Annotated in this window: 7 protein-coding genes; 4 read left to right on the top strand and 3 right to left on the bottom strand. The window is 46.0% G+C overall.

Annotation, left to right across the window (positions count from 1 at the left end):
• Positions 1-460: 460 nt before the first annotated feature.
• Positions 461-1,510, top strand: coding sequence for a sensor histidine kinase (locus RLO19_RS14215; RefSeq protein ID WP_446357342.1), 1,050 nt, complete (start codon positions 461-463; stop codon positions 1,508-1,510).
• A 356-nt stretch (positions 1,511-1,866) separates the two neighbouring features.
• Positions 1,867-3,549, top strand: coding sequence for an EAL domain-containing response regulator (locus RLO19_RS14210; RefSeq protein WP_446357340.1), 1,683 nt, complete (start codon positions 1,867-1,869; stop codon positions 3,547-3,549).
• A gap of 176 nt (positions 3,550-3,725) precedes the next feature.
• Here RLO19_RS14210 and RLO19_RS14205 read toward each other — a convergent pair whose 3' ends face one another.
• The 3 genes from RLO19_RS14205 to RLO19_RS14195 all read right to left on the bottom strand — a co-directional run bounded on the left by RLO19_RS14205 (position 3,726) and on the right by RLO19_RS14195 (position 12,867).
• Complete coding sequence (locus RLO19_RS14205; protein WP_446357338.1) at positions 3,726-4,835, bottom strand: FHA domain-containing protein; 1,110 nt, start codon at positions 4,833-4,835, stop codon at positions 3,726-3,728.
• Between the two features lie 440 nt (positions 4,836-5,275).
• Positions 5,276-6,916 (bottom strand): SpoIID/LytB domain-containing protein, encoded by a 1,641-nt coding sequence (locus tag RLO19_RS14200; RefSeq protein ID WP_446357336.1) that lies wholly within the window; start codon positions 6,914-6,916, stop codon positions 5,276-5,278.
• A 71-nt stretch (positions 6,917-6,987) separates the two neighbouring features.
• Positions 6,988-12,867: a response regulator gene (locus RLO19_RS14195; RefSeq protein WP_446357334.1), complete on the bottom strand. Its 5,880-nt coding sequence runs from the start codon at positions 12,865-12,867 to the stop codon at positions 6,988-6,990.
• Between the two features lie 534 nt (positions 12,868-13,401).
• On the opposite strand from RLO19_RS14195, the gene RLO19_RS14190 reads away from it, so the two are divergent.
• Together RLO19_RS14190 and RLO19_RS14185 are read left to right on the top strand one after the other, a co-directional pair.
• Positions 13,402-14,172, top strand: a complete 771-nt coding sequence (locus RLO19_RS14190; RefSeq protein ID WP_446357332.1) for a hypothetical protein — start codon at positions 13,402-13,404, stop codon at positions 14,170-14,172.
• Between the two features lie 200 nt (positions 14,173-14,372).
• Entirely contained in the window at positions 14,373-15,329 is a 957-nt protein-coding gene (locus RLO19_RS14185; RefSeq protein WP_446357331.1) for a DUF1350 family protein, read from the top strand.
• The last annotated feature ends 242 nt before the right edge of the window (positions 15,330-15,571 follow it).

The raw sequence follows: 15,571 nt of genomic DNA, 5'->3' as shown, positions 1-15,571 counted from the left end.
TTAGAGATAATCCGAACTAGGGAAGTATTCGGAAGTCTGTACCAAGTTTAGACTCAGTGCGGATATTCAACTCTTGCGTTGCTAGATTTGTCTCTAGCAATCCCTAACAGAGCAGCGATAGCTAGGTTAGGGTTGTTGAATTGAGTTTCTCCTGGACGTTTATCTGCCTTTATGATGTGACAGGGAAGCCTATCAGTCCCAAGACAACGCTTACATTGGAAGCTAATTCTTCCAAGCCCCGATCTCTCAGAGGTCAGGGTCATTGACCTGTACTGTAGGGACTTCTATCGTTGAGCATTTTTGATTAGGGTTGTCTCTTCTTGCTCTACCCGGAGAGTCCCACCGACTTTACCGCTATTTTAGCGCGATTTAAGTATTATTGCTTATCGAGAGGGCTTGAATCTACCCATTTCCCCAATCCTCAAAGCTAAACTGGTAGCATCTCAATCCCTAACCTGAGATGCAAACGATCGCGATTACCATTACTGATGACCATTGGGTAAAGTTGCAACAAATGGCAACTCACCTGGACATTTCCCCTGAAACCTTGATTGTGATAGGTATTGAACAGGTTCTCACTCATACGCCGTCTTCAACATCAGCGTCACAACCACAGTCACAACAGAGTCTCCCTGAACACCCTCAGGATTTGCAGCAAACCCTTACTGAACTCAATCAGGCGTTTGCACGACTAAACTCGGAAATGGACAAACGTAAGCAAGCCGAAGCCGAAATTCTTAATGCTTTAGCCAAAGAAAAACAACGGGGATACTTAAAATCTCAGGTTCTATCTATCACATCTCATGAATTCCGCACACCCCTGACAACGATTCTGTCTACAGCTGAATTGTTGGAACATTACCAATGGACAAAAGCTGAACAAGTGGAACAGTTGCATCTGATTCAGGAAACAGTGCAACAGATGTTGCAACTTTTGGAAAATATGCAGTTCGTCGGTACGGCTGATGTAAAACAACTACCCTTTACTCCCACCCCCGTGGAACTCCATGACTTTTGTCAACGGTTAGTGACTCAGATTCAGCATTTAACCATCAAACACTTAACCGACGATGAGAATCAAACCTATACCCTCGCCTTCGTGAGTCAGGTGACTTGTTTACCCGCGATGATGGATGAAAAACTACTGCGACAAATACTGTCTAACTTACTATCCAATGCGATTAAATACTCTCCTGTGGGCGGTACGATTCGATTGAACCTGGCGCGTGAGGGAGAGAATGCTTGCTTTGAGATTCAGGATCAGGGGATTGGTATCCCGTTAGAGGATATACCCCACCTGTTTGATTTTTTCTATCGGGGGAAAAATGTAGGCGCGATCGCGGGGACAGGATTGGGGTTAGCCATTGTCAAACAATGTGTTGATCTTCATCAGGGTCAAATTACCGTAACCAGTGAAGTTGGCGTCGGTACGACGTTTACAGTTCGGTTACCGTTGATGGGCGATCGCGGGAGCAAAATCAGGATTCAGGGAACCGCGAACCGGGAATAGGCAATAGGGAACAGGAGAACCGAGGAGTGGGGGATTTTAAACTAAAACGGCAGCAAATATCCACCTATTGAGTCTTCAACAATCATCAATCCAAACTAATTTTTTTCTCTGGTTAGAGAAAAAATATCTGCAAAAGTTAGTGAATTTATAGGGGTTTTAACTATTTAATTTTAGAATACTATACATAAGCACAATATAAATCTAAGTCATAATTTTTCCTGGCTTCCATAAGCCCAACATTTTATTAGGATTGGGTTCTAGCGCAAAATTGCTAACTTGTTCAACAGGAAAGCGATAATACTCGCCTCGTTTTCCGACTTGCTCCCATTGGGCGAGATATCCAGCGAGCTATAGTCATGACGACGATTTTAGTAATTGAAGATGAGAAAGCCATTCGCCAGAATCTACTCAGACTCCTGAACGCTGAGGGGTTCGAGACGCTTGGTGCAGATAACGGTAACACAGGTGTGGAATTGGCTCAAACCAAACAGCCCGATTTGATTATTTGCGATATCCTCATGCCGGGGCTAGATGGTTATGGTGTACTCCAGATCCTGCAACAGTATCCACCAACGGCTGCGATTCCCTTTATCTTCCTAACCGCGAAAACAGAACGGGCGGATATTCGTCAGGGTATGACTTTGGGAGCTGATGATTACGTCACTAAGCCCTTTACTCGCGCCCAAATCCTCGGTGCAGTCGCGGCGCGGCTGCAAAAGGTGAAGTTACGCCAACAGCAGTCTGTGATCAATCCCAATCTGCCCAATCGTCAGTTATTACAGAAACGTTTTGATCAGCTAGAGACTCAGGGGAATCAGGGTAAATTTCAGATTTTCCTGTTGTCTTTGGAGATCGAACAACTTAACCAACTGAACAATACCTTAGGACTTGCCATCGGCGATCGATTGCTCCAAGCCGTTGTCGAACGCCTACGCCGTCTGTTAGGAGTGCAGGATACTATTGCCCAAATCGATAGTGACCATATTATTATTCTCTTGAGTCGAAGTTATCTTAAACCAGAGAGTATTCAAATTGTCGAAGCCCTATTAAAAGCATTTGATTTACCGTTTCAGGTAAACTCTCATAAAATCTTCCTGTCTGCCTACATCGGTATTGCGATCTTAGGGCGTGATGGTCGAGAACTCGACACCCTGATTAGACATGCCAGTGTGGCAAGAGAGGAAGCCAAACAATCGGGAAATCGCCGCTACCAATTTTACATTGCCTCAATTGGAGCAAAATCTCAAGAAGCCTTTGAGTTAGAAATCCAAATGCGTCAAGCCTTAGAACGGCAGGAGTTTCAGCTTTATTATCAACCGAAAGTGAATCTACTCACGGGACAGATTGAGGGGGCGGAAGCCTTGGTGCGCTGGAATCATCCTCAACGCGGGATTATTCCCCCTGTTGAGTTTATTCCCTTAGCGGAAAAAACCGGGTTAATTGTGCCATTGGGCGAATGGATACTCAGACAAGCTTGTCAGCAAGCGCGAATCTGGCAAGATCAGGAAATATATCCTTTACGGATTGCCGTGAATTTATCGCCCCGTCAGTTTAATCAGTCCAATTTAGCCGACTTCGTCGTGGATGTCCTCCATGAAACTAGATTGAATCCTCATTATTTAGAGTTAGAACTCACCGAAAGTACATTAGTGCAAAATCCAGAAGCCGCGATCGCGACATTGCAGAGATTCAAATCCTTGGGTATTCGGATCTCCATTGATGATTTTGGTACAGGCTATTCTGCCTTAAGCCAATTGAAGAAATTCCCCTTTGATGTGTTAAAAATTGACCGTTCTTTTGTCTGTCAACTGACTGAAGATAGCCGCGATGAAGCGATTACAACGGCAATTTTACAAATGGCTCGCAGTCTCAAGTTAAAGGTTGTGGCGGAAGGGGTGGAGACGCTAAGTCAATTAAATTTTCTCAAAGGACATCAGTGTGATGAAATCCAGGGGTATTGGTTTAGTCCGCCCTTATCGGCTGAGGCGTTTGCTGAGTTACTGAGTACAGGTAAAAAGTTTCCCCTATTATCAAGTTAAGTCTATTGACAAAATCAAAGATCACTGTTATGATTACAGTCCTCTTCTTACCACAGGCGTTTAAACATCGCTTCGGCTTCTAAATTTTTCAGTAAGAGTATAAAAAAATTTACATTGCCAACTGAATGATGTGATGGCTTTAGTCTATCAAGGGTTTGATAAGCACAGCGAAGAATCTACTCAGCTTTAAATGTCCATTCCTGATTGCCAATGCGGATAATATTACCCGGAGTTAGGGTGCAAGGTTGATGGGGGGTAAGCTGTTGTCCATTGATAAATGTACCATTAGAACTACCCACATCCGTTAACTGGTACTGGACTTGACCTTGAGCATCTTTGGATTGAGTAATCTGAGCATGATAGCGGGAACTCAACCCATCATCGAGAACCAGCGTATTACTCGGTTCTCGTCCAATCGTGCAGGTGCTAGCTGATAAATTGAATGTCGCACCCGATGCATTGTGGATTAGACGCGCCTGTACTCCACTAGAGGGTTGGGAAAGTATCGTGGGCGCTAATACGGGTTTATCTCTTACAGGTAGATTGGCTGTGGCTTCTCCAGTGCTGGGTAAGGAATTCGCTTGAGGGGAAGTGCCAAAAGCGGGAGGATTGGCGTTGGGGGTATGGGGTGCAATGATATTAACGTGCTGTATGGGAGGTGGGGGAATAACGGGGCGACTGGCTTGTGCAATTTGCATTTGTAAGGCGGCTTCGTGTTCGGCTTCCTGTGTGGCGCTCATTCCCTCCACTTGACGAATGATTCCCTTCGTCTGCGGGAAGTTAATATCACTGACTCGCACGTCTTCTAGGGCAAAGCCTAGGGAATAGGATACCTCGGCATGGTCAAGTAGGTATTGTCGGATATGTACTCGTCCCTGGTTAACTAATTGTTCCATCCGCAATTGACCTACGGCTACCCCTAAACTATCTTTGACCGCACTCGTCAGCGCTGCAATTGGATCTGAGAGTTCTAGGGCTACCCGTCTCGCATCTACCACCTGGTACATGACATTTAGGGAAATATTAATCAAATATTGATCGCGGGATAAGAAATCCCCTTGGGAGACGATTTCTAGGTGGCGAATCTTGCTATCAACCAGAACCAGTTCACATTGTTCGAGAAGGGGTAAGGCGAAGCTGAAATGACGCCCCGGTTTCAATTTGCGGACAAGTTTCCCATTTTTGACCAACAAACCTGTATAACCTGCGCCGATAAAGTCCATACTCCACCCAACCCAGCGTTCTGGGTTTAGCGTTTGGATGAGGGGGGTAGTGGTGCTAGACATGAGCGGTTAGTGAGATGAGAGGAATGGCAGGTTATATATTTTTAGACTAACAAAGCTTTGCCGGATTCCGGCATGGTATAGCAACCGCCATAGCTGTTAGGACACATCATGTATGTAGAGACGCGCCATGTATGTAGAGACGCGCCATGTATGTAGAGACGCGCCATGTATGTAGAGACGCGCTTTTGAAGCGTCTCTACAATGGTGCCGAAAGTCCTAATCGATGTGTCTACTGCTATAACTAGGACGAGATAGGTAACCGTTGGGTTTCGGGTTCATTGCTAAATCCTGGTTCTATCCCCTTTAGGGTCTGTTTTCAAACCTTTAGATCCCCCCTAGCCCCCCTTTGAAAGGGGGGGGATGAAAGGGGGAACCGGATTCAAAACGATAACTTAGGATTTGGAGAGTAGCAACATATAATTATTTAACCAGATATGATATTATTTCTTGTTACCTGGTTCTTGCCAAAAAACAATGGAATCATTTAACGGTTGAACTTGGGTTCCTGGATAGTAAAACGTGAGAATTTTCTCCCCTGCCCAACCAAGATTGGCTAAGTTATACGAACCATATTGGCTCAAACCAACGCCATGTCCAAAGCCACCGCCGACATAGGCATAGCCTTTGAGGGTTTTATCAGCGCCGTATATGGGTTCAAGGTAAAATAGCGTACTGCGAGGTGGATAAAAGGCGCTACGGACTTCATTTTTATGGAGTTCAACCACACCCTTATCCGTTTGCACATTAAGCTTGAGGATGCGTCCGGCTGGCGATCGCTTGACAACTTGCATCTGTTGTATGGTGGTAAACTCCGCTAGCGGGTGTTTGATTTTTTTCAAATAGCGCTGTAAATCTGCCTGAATTTGTTCGAGGGAGTTTTCTATCCGCCACCGGAAGGGGGATCTGCCACTTTCATTGAACCCTTCTTTCAAATTAATGAATTCGCGGAGGTTTTGTTCATTCCCTAAAGGCTTCTTAGATAAGTCCCAAATCGGTTTAGGCGAGTCAACCACAGCTTTTAGGTAAGGACGTTCTGATCCGTTCCACGAATCACTAAAGGGCGCGGTGACACCGCCAGAGGTGGAGGAGTATAAGGCGTCTACCAACTCATTATCATAGGTTAAGACTAGCCCCTGGGTTTTTGCGATCGCGCGGTCAGCCGTGGGAACGGTTCCTGTGAGTCCCCGATAGACTTGACAATGGGTATCTGCACAGATTTGGTAATTGTCCGCCGTAAATCGACGCAGATTCCGCAGGGCGTAGGTGCGGGCAATAATAGTTTGCGCTTCTACTGCAGCATAAGGCGCCCCCGGTCCTATTTCATGAGGTACAACGCCGCGCAGATAGGTTTCTAAGGGAACGTCATTAACCAGGGTGTAAGTCCCGTAAGCATTAGGCTGGATTTTCAGACTCCCTGCATACAGTCGCGGGTTGCGCTTATCTTCACCACGAGTTACCTGGATTAAATCATTCTCCGAATCAATCTCTATCCACTGACGACTATACCGATAGCCATCCACCACAAACGAAATTCGCGGCACTTGGGGAAGGACTTGACTTTCTAGTCTAACTGTGTTGTTTCCTTGAGCTTGAAGGCTTTGCAGCAACAGGCGTCGCAGCAGGGGCGTCTGATAGACATCCCGTTTCGCCCAAACTTGCCAACGTTCCGGCTGCACCACTTCCACCTGAATCCCCTGTGAACGCCATTGATTCGCCGCATCTTCTGCGGTTTCAAAGGTGGCGTGATCGCTGAGGACTAAATGTTCAGCTAAAAGGGGTTGGGATAGGGGTTGCATCGCCACTTCCAGCGTCACCTGATCGGTTTCCAGGGTTTTGGGTTGCATATTTCCCGCCAAAAACCGCAAACTCAGCCGATCTCCAGGTGTGGCTTTTAGGAGCAGTTCATCGGTGGGTTCTGAGCCAAAACGCTGCACCACACCCACTTTCAGGTCTACATCCTCCGCCTGAGCCGCCATACTTCCAGAGAGTCCCCAAACCCAGAAGGCGATCGCGCAGGCTTTCAGGACAGTTGGGATTGGTGATGGGTGATTGATGATTGAGGAAGAGTTTTTGGTCTGCATGATATCAAGTTATATCAAGTCCGGTAGGGGAAGCTGGGGGAGCCTGTTCCAGACATACGACTACAAATTCATCAAGCCTCAGCACTAAAGAGCACTTCACCCTGAATCATCCGCACAGCCGCATCAAGTAGCACTTCTTCCAGATAGGGTTTGGTAAAGTAACCACTCGCGCCAAGCTGTGCTGCCATTTGCCGATGTCGTTTCGCCCCACGAGAGGTAAGCATGGCAATGGGTAACTGGCTAAGATTCTCGTCTTTCTGAAGTCGAGATAGCAGTTCCAATCCGTCCATTCTTGGCATTTCGATATCACAGAATACGATATCACAGGGTAAGCCTGAGCGTAGTTTATCCCAGGCTTCTTGACCATCGCGGGATTGTTCCACCCGATAACCAGCTTTGGAGAAGGTCATCGAAAGGAGTTCGCGGACTGTAATCGAGTCATCCACAATCAGAACCAGTGGCTCATGGGGAGCTTCTGGGGCTTCCTCAATTCCTGCACCTTCGCTGTCCCCTCTTGACCATATCGTCACGCTGTCTTTCCGCAGGCGTCCACTGGCGAGGTCAATTAGTTCTAACACATCGGCAATGGGCATGATTCGACCATCTCCTAATACTGTCGCCCCAGCAATGCCAATGGGTTTAGGCGGAGGACCTTCGAGTTGTTTAATCACGATTTCCTGTTCGCCTAAGACTTGATCCACTTCAATCGCAATGAATGTCCCAGAACTGCGTAGCACGACAATTGAGATTTGGTCGTCTTCTCGCTTACCCCCATAAACATTGCCCCGACTAATGGAACGGTTGTAGGAGAGCAACTCGCTCAGAGGTTGTACCAACAGGAACGTGTCCCGCCAGGAGACGCCGACTTGACCGTTGGCATCCTTGTGGAAGCGATCGCGCGATACATCAAACATATCTTCCACCCCATCCATCGGAAAGGCAATGCGAGCGCGATCAGAAAGACAACATAGAGCTTTACAAATACTCAGGGTTAAGGGTAGACGAATGGTAAACGTTGTGCCTTTTCCTAATGTCGAATCAATGTAGATTGCGCCCCGAATTTCGCTCAAACTCGTGCGGACGACATCCATCCCCACACCTCGTCCCGAAAATTCATCGGCGTTGTCTTTGGTACTAAAACCGGGGTGGAACAGAAAGTCATACAACTCTGTCGGGGTTAGGTCTCTCGCCTCCGGTGGGGTGATCAGTTTCTTCTCCATTGCCTTTCGTTTAATCCGGTCTGGGTCAATACCCGTACCATCGTCGGAGATGGCAATCACCGTTTGGTTTCCTTGGTGGAACGCTCGCAGGCTAATTTGACCCACGGCTGGTTTACCCATCTCTTGCCGTTCTTGTGGGGATTCAATGCCATGGGTAATCGCATTATTGATCAAGTGGGTTAAGGGATCATAAAGGTGTTCCAGGATCATTTTGTCGAGTAAGGTTTCTCGACCTTCCACTTGCAGTTGGGCTTCCTTTTTTAACTTGAGAGAAATTTCCCGCACCGGACGAGTTAGACGGTCAGCCGCATTCGCAAAAGGCACCATGCGCGATCGCGTCAGTCCTTCTTGGAGTTGAGTTGTCACCTGTCGTAAGTTGCGAGCCACCTGATCGGTTTCATCCACCAAAAATTCCACGTCTGACGCCGACTCCCGCACTTGCACGATTAACTCGATCATCTCTTGGGAGAGTAAATGGAAGCCGGTAAAGCGATCCATTTCCAACGGGTGATAGTCCTCCCCTGACTCGGAATTCGTAGATGCAGATGCAGAATTCTCTGACCCGAACACAGAGCGAGAGCGCTGTTGACTACTGGCTAAAAGAGAACTCTCCAGAAGCGAGCGCTCATACAAATCCCGCATCCGCGCCCCGACATCACTTAACGCCGAGACTTGATGCTGTAAATTATCCAAAAATTGCCGCAGACGCTCTTGATCTTGTTCTAAGCTATTACGGCTCACCACCAGTTCTCCCACCAAGTTATTTAGACTGTCGAGATGCTTAACCGGCACTCGCATCGTCTGCTCAAATGTCCGAGGCGTGCGCCGACTTGGCAAGGAGGCGGTTTGTCGCGAACTATTTGTTGTGGCTGAACCTACCGTGGATTTATCAGTTTCCTGAAGAGCCTCCTGCAGCATGAGTTCTAACTCTTTATCTAGCTCATCTTCCTTTTGAGATGGGCGAGTTTGAGCGACAGAAGATTGATTGTCTTGAGTTGATTCCTCCTCGCCTAAGAATACTTCTAAATCCTCAAACAAATCTTTCTGTGAGGGAGTATCACTCAGCATGGCTTCTAATTCCGGAAACTCATCGCCGCTTTCGCTAGTCAATGTTGCGGCTGACGTCTCCCCGTTCAGCATGGCTTCTAATTCCGCAAACTCATCGCCGCTTTCGCTAGTCAATGTTGCGGCTGGCGTCTCCATGTTCAGAATGGCTTCTAATTCCGCAAACTCGTCAGCGCTTTCTCTGGGTGAATCCAGATCCCATTCGGTTTCTGCTAGAGTTGCTAATGAAAAATCATCGTCAACAGTCGCTTCGTCCAGACTAAAAAGTTCCTCTAAGTTTTCGCTAGGCGATGTTTCGGGAATTGCCCAATCCCCATCCCCAAATATATCGGCGGCGGTTTCCCCTGTTTCCGGTTGCTGTATCTGTTGAGACTCATCGATTAACCAATCTGCATCTAAATCCTCTACCTCGGCGCTGTTAGCTAATTCTGCCTCTTCTTGTGCAAATAAGTCATCTAAGTCTTCACCCGATGGGGTTTCTGGGGTTTCCCAATCCCCAAATATATCGGCTTGGGTTTCCCCTGTTTCCGGTTGCGGTGTCCCTTTTGACTCATCGGTTAACCAATCTGCATCTAAATCCTCTACCTCGGCGCTGCTAGCTAATGCTTCCTCTTCTGCTTCGCCAAATAAGTCGTCTAACTCTTCACTCGACGGTGTTTCTGTTGTTTCCCACTCGCCCCATAAATCCTCTTGGGTTTGTGATGTTTCCGGTTGCGGTGTCCCTTCTGGCTCATCGGTTAACCAATCTGCATCTAAATCCTCTACCTCGGCGCTGCTAGCTAATGCTTCCTCTTCTGCTTCGCCAAATAAGTCGTCTAACTCTTCACTCGGCGGTGCTTCTGTTGTTTCCCACTCGCCCCATAAATCCTCTTGGGTTTGTGATGTTTCCGGTTGCGGTGTCCCTTCTGACTCATCGGTTAACCAATCTGCATCTAAATCCTCTACCTCGGCGCTGCTGGCTAATGATTCCTCTTCTGCTTCGCCAAATAAGTCGTCTAACTCTTCACCCGATGGGGTTTCTGTTGTTTCCCAATCCCCAAATATATCGGCGGCGGTTTGTGGTGTTTCCGGTTGCGGTGTCCCTTTTGACTCATCGGTTAACCAATCTGCATCTAAATCCTCTACCTCGGCGCTGTTAGCTAATGCTTCCTCTTCTTGTGCAAATAACTCATCTAAGTCTTCACCCGACGGTGTTTGTGTTGTTTCCCAATCCCCAAATATATCGGCTTGGGTTTGTGGTATTTCCGGTTGCGGTGTCCCTTTTGACTCATCGGTTAACCAATCTGCCTCTAAATCCTCTACCTCGGCGCTTGAGTCAAATGACTCCTCACCATCTTCATCCTCAGAAAAGAGGGCGTCTAAATCTTCGCTAGATGGCGTCTGTGGTGTTTCCCAATCGCCAAATAGGTCAGCTGCTGATTCAGTTTCCGATGTCCACGGTTGTTGTGTCTGTTGAGATTCATCCGTTAACCAATCGATCTCGAAATCCTCTACCTGGGCGCTTGAGTCAAATAACTCTTCACCTTCTTCAGCAAAGAGTTCTTCGGCATCTTCTGTTACTCCTGGCAGAATTTCGTCGCCTTCTTCCTCAAACCATGACTCCGAACTTTCCCCATCCTTTTGGAATGAAGTTGTGCTTTCATTCAATAAAGCTTCATCCCTGGATAGGGGCATATCAACGATAGAAACCTCTTCTGGGTCAGTCAAGCTATCGACTGGCGTCGATTCAACTTCAGGTGATTCTAAATCAAAGAAGTCATTGAGAGCCTCAAAATCGGGGAGATCTTCTGACTGTTCCCAAGCTTCTTGAGCAAAATCGTCGAGAGATGTTTCTTCAAACATATTTGATACATCTCCCGCTTCCGGTGTTGCTGATTCGATGTCGATTGTATCAGCTTGATTGTTATTGTCTAAATTGTTTTCTAGATCTAAATCTAAATCATTACTGTCTAGATAGTCTTCCAGAGCTAAATCGCTCTGATTGACTGATTCTCCTGGGGTTTGGAGATTTTCCTCACTGCTGGAAATTTCTAGCAGGTCATCAAAGTCAAAGTCTGATTCTGAGACAGTTTCATCGCCCTCAAGGGAGGATTGGAGAAAGTCCTCATCTACGTCCAAATCCTCAAGTTCTGAATAACTGAGAATGGCTGCTGGCGAATTTTCTCCTTCCCCGTCAAAGAAACTATCACCAAATAAACCCTTTAAGTCATCACCGGATTGACTCATTGGGTGGGAATCCTCTGAGCTATCTGACTCAAATAGTAGATCAGAAAAGTCATCGGTCAAGCTGGATGAGATATCTAGGGAATCTTGTGATTCTTTTGAGGTTTGAGGATTTGCGATCGCGTCCAGGGCGAACTCATCCGCTAACCCTTGCCTTAAGTCATTATTTGTTAAATTCTCACTATCCTCACTATCCTCAATTAGATCCGAGAAATCATTCGAGTCTTCAAGATTCAGAAAATCATCTGAATCAGAGTTTAAGGATTGAGCATTTAGGCTGATAATTTCTTCTTCTTGCCAACTTTGATCGAAATCAGGTGTTTGAGTTTCAAAAATATCGGCTAAACTATTGAGTTCTGCGATACCCACTTCGGGTTCGCCCTGATCGGAGAGGGGAGAGATCGAGTTTGAGGATTGAACCACCGAGAATTGGAGTTGATCGCGTCTGAACTCTGTTGTGTCGTTTGGATCTTGGATATAGGTATCCTCGGATTGGATATAGGTATCTCGACTATCGGGGAGATGGGTGGCTTTATTTAGGTGTAGGTTGGATTCTTCGGTTACGGGAGTTGGTTGATGGGAAGAATGGGTGCTAATATCATGTGCTGTCGCTGATTCGACTTTTGTGGCGTCTGGTGCCAGGGCTTTGAGTTGTTCACTGGGTACAATCTCAACGGAGCGACCGCTCAGAACTAATTCTTGAGCTTGTTTAATTTCCTTAATGGTGACGCTAGCGAGTAAGCGATAGGAATTTTCGAGATTCGCGATCGCACTTTTTGATGTCTCTAGTAATTCACCCCACCCCGGTAAGTCTAATTGGTCCCCTAATTCGATCAACCTTTGACAATGTTCTTGCAGGGCGTGGCGATGTTCGGGAGTATCCGACTGCTTATACAGTTGCAACATCTCCCGCAGTTCTACCAGCACATTTCGTTTAAAGGTGGCGGGCAAGGTTTTTGTTCCTTTACTAGAGGATTGAGATGAGTTGGCTACCGAAGGAGTATCACCAGCCGCTTGAGTGTTTTGGACTAACTGTTGCAGATAGCTGTTGAGTTGCTCAAAGACAGGCTCAGCATCAGACATAATCGTACTGGCTGTTTCGTCGGTCAATCCATAAGATCCTTGAAGCTGCCCTAAAAGAGCGCTGAGGGTATCGAAAACTCGCAGCAACAGGGATTCTAGGTGAGTATCTACTCTAATCGGAGCTTCTTGGAGGATTTTGAAGTAATCTTCTAGGCGATGGGCAGTTTGATGTATGCTATTGAGTCCTAACATAGCTGCTCCGCCCTTAACCGAATGAGCAGCGCGGAACATTTCGTTCACCGTCTCAGCGTCTTCGATGGTGCTTTGCAGATTTAGCAAACCTTGCTCTATGGTATTGAGGTGGTCTTGTGCCTCCTCCATAAAGTAGCCCATGATTCGCTGTTGTTGTTCCGACTGCATAGCCATGTCCCTCAAAGCGTTTTGAGTAATGTGGGGTATTTTGCTTCCCTATGTGCCCTGATTCAGTGCAGCGCCCGATTAAGGTGGGAGCATCAATAGTTTTTAATGTAGCCAATCTATTCAGGATTGACCTCAATCCCTTTATTCACGAATCGAACCTCGCTTTCCCCGTTACCCCCTCTGATTGTAGCATTGCGGTCTACCGCCTCTTTTCTTTAATGAGTCTTTTGTTCTTTGTCCTTACAAATGCAGGCGGACGAAAGTTTGTGTGGTTCCGCGATTTCAATCGCCTCCTCTTTGTTTGTGTGGTTCCGCTTCAACTCCTAATGTAAAGTTTTGTATCAATCTGGAATAGTCCCCCCTTAATCCTCGTTTCTAGTAATAACCGAGGGACAACCCGGTTAATCACTAAGTACAGCGCGGCGGAAATCAATTGATCAGTCAAGCCTTACTGAAATGCTGACAATCAAACTATTTTAAATTTCTCGAAAGCGGTACTAGGTTCTGATGTTCTATTAAAGGAGTTTCAAGCTAATGGCTGTATCCACAGTTGTTTCTACTTTCGAGCTTTTGGTTAAACCCTTGGTTCAGAAAAATGCTGACATATTAGGGGCGGGTCGGACTATTATCCAAGGCTACTTTTTGACAATTTCTAATCTCAGTAGCAGTGTTCCTGTCCGACTGCGAGTCAATTTCACCGCTCAATCTCCAAACCTAAACAGCCAACCGCTACTTGCGTTTTTTGATGTCGCGGGTTTGAATAGTCCATTAAATCCCGTCAGTCAGACCCCAACTACCAAAACCTATGTGATATCCATTAATCCACGAGATACCGGATTATTTCTCTTACAACCTGATGTAACCAAAAAAGAGGTTGTTGACAAGGCAGATACTGAAATACGTGGATTTGTTACGCTTTCCCTAGCCAATTTATTTGGTTCTAGCTCCTTTGACTTGTTGCTGACTCCTCAGCAACGAGGAACATTCTTGCCAAACAAGTTCCCCGAAAGCAATACAGACTTTGATCAACTTGCTTATGCACTTCCCACGGCTACAGGCGGTTCTAAAGTTACGCTAACTCAGTTTCAATTCCCAAGTTTTCCGATACGGCAACTTCCCCCGGAAATCCTTGATCTTGACCCTGGGTTAGCCGAAATTATCCGAGAAAATCCTGATCGGATTAATCTTAACCCCCAGAATTTGGGCAATGGAGCAATCTCAAGCACAACCGATAGCTTGCAACAGGTTTTAAGCGCGATGGTGGAACGGATTAGTGAGTTAGAAACCCAAGCTCCAAGCCGTTAAATAATCACAGCTTAAACCGTAATCCAGTCTGTGTCAACCTGGATTTTGACCAAAAAGATAGTAGAGATGTAGCCGGTTACGTCTCTACTACCATACTTAGGAAATATACCAATTTTCCTTCTGCTTACTACATGGTCAGATTTCATCAGCAGAGACATTTCGGCTCCCTTTTTATTGATCCAAAAGCAAAATTAACTGATATGAACGAGAAAATCAAATTTTCGCCACTTTCCTTTAGTTGGGTTGCTATTCATCCCAATCCCAAAGGTGTTATTCAATTTATCGGCGGTGCTTTCTTTGGCAGTTTCCCGACCGTTTTTTATCGCTATTTATTAAAAGCGTTGTTTGATGAAGGTTATACGATCATTGCTCTACCCTTCCGGTTTACCTTTCGCCATTGGTCTGTTTCAATTAATTTGTTAAAAGAACAGAAAGTTCTGTCCAAGGAAATTTCCCAAATTGCCAATAAACTCAACTATCCAACTGAAGTTTATCAAAATCCAGAAAACTATTTTTGGGTAGGTCACAGTTTAGGGTGCAAGTACATCGCCCTTTTAGAGCTTTTAAGTGGCGACAGATGGCGAGATATTTTAAAGCGGTGTAATTCAGACGCGGACAGTCAGATTCGACAAATTGAAGAAAGTATCCTCGATAGTCCTGACCTACAACGTGCTATCAAAGGTCAACCCTCTTTACTCATCGCACCTGATATTAGTGATACGCAAAGTGCCATTCCTCGACCTCTAGCTTTCATCGCCCGTTTCCTCGACTCAAAAAACCTGGGGGTAATTCCCACAAGGGAACAAACTCTATGCTATATCAGCAAAAGCCCACTGTTTAATTTAACAGGCATTATTTCTTTTGACAAGGATACGATTGCTGGAAGTGAGCAGGACAGATTTAAAGATGAGGAACACAGAAGAAATAGTGATGTGCTCTGGCTCATTGATTATTTAAAGCAGGGCAAGTTTCCCTTACTGCACCAGGAACTATCCGGTAAGCATTTAGCACCGCTGGGGATTCAAATTGGGAATTATGTTATTGAACTCAACCCATTAACTAAATTTGTTCAAAGGATTCAAGATAGACCGATGGAAAGGGTAGTTATCCAGTTTTTGGATAAACTCAGGATGCGACAACAAAACCTGTCTCACTAAGTATCTAGAGTAGGCAGAAAAGATTGTGCCAGATATAGCAGGCTCTATTAGGGAGAGGCGTTCCGGTAAAACGTCTCTCTAAAAGGATATAATATCTGATACTTTAGGTAGGAGGTTCTGCCAAATATTTTACCTTGAGTATGGCATTGCGGGTAGGGAAAGCGCTTGAACCAAGGAACAAAGACCGAGAAGTTGTCAAGCTTGATGCTAGAATAGCTACGGAAGTGACGGAGATTCTGTAC

Source organism: Coleofasciculus sp. G2-EDA-02 (assembly GCF_040226375.1).
GTDB lineage: Bacteria > Cyanobacteriota > Cyanobacteriia > Cyanobacteriales > Coleofasciculaceae > Coleofasciculus.
The sequence above is the reverse complement of the archived record's forward strand: the minus strand, read 5'-3'. Positions and strand labels throughout refer to the sequence as shown.

Excerpts from the sequence above, each read along its gene's own strand:
- RLO19_RS14210 (WP_446357340.1), top strand. The coding sequence starts at position 1,867 with ATGACGACGATTTTAGTAATTGAAGATGAGAAAGCCATTCGCCAGAAT.
- RLO19_RS14195 (WP_446357334.1), bottom strand. The coding sequence starts at position 12,867 with ATGCAGTCGGAACAACAACAGCGAATCATGGGCTACTTTATGGAGGAG.
- RLO19_RS14205 (WP_446357338.1), bottom strand. The coding sequence starts at position 4,835 with ATGTCTAGCACCACTACCCCCCTCATCCAAACGCTAAACCCAGAACGC.
- RLO19_RS14190 (WP_446357332.1), top strand. The coding sequence starts at position 13,402 with ATGGCTGTATCCACAGTTGTTTCTACTTTCGAGCTTTTGGTTAAACCC.
- RLO19_RS14215 (WP_446357342.1), top strand. The coding sequence starts at position 461 with ATGCAAACGATCGCGATTACCATTACTGATGACCATTGGGTAAAGTTG.
- RLO19_RS14200 (WP_446357336.1), bottom strand. The coding sequence starts at position 6,916 with ATGCAGACCAAAAACTCTTCCTCAATCATCAATCACCCATCACCAATC.
- RLO19_RS14185 (WP_446357331.1), top strand. The coding sequence starts at position 14,373 with ATGAACGAGAAAATCAAATTTTCGCCACTTTCCTTTAGTTGGGTTGCT.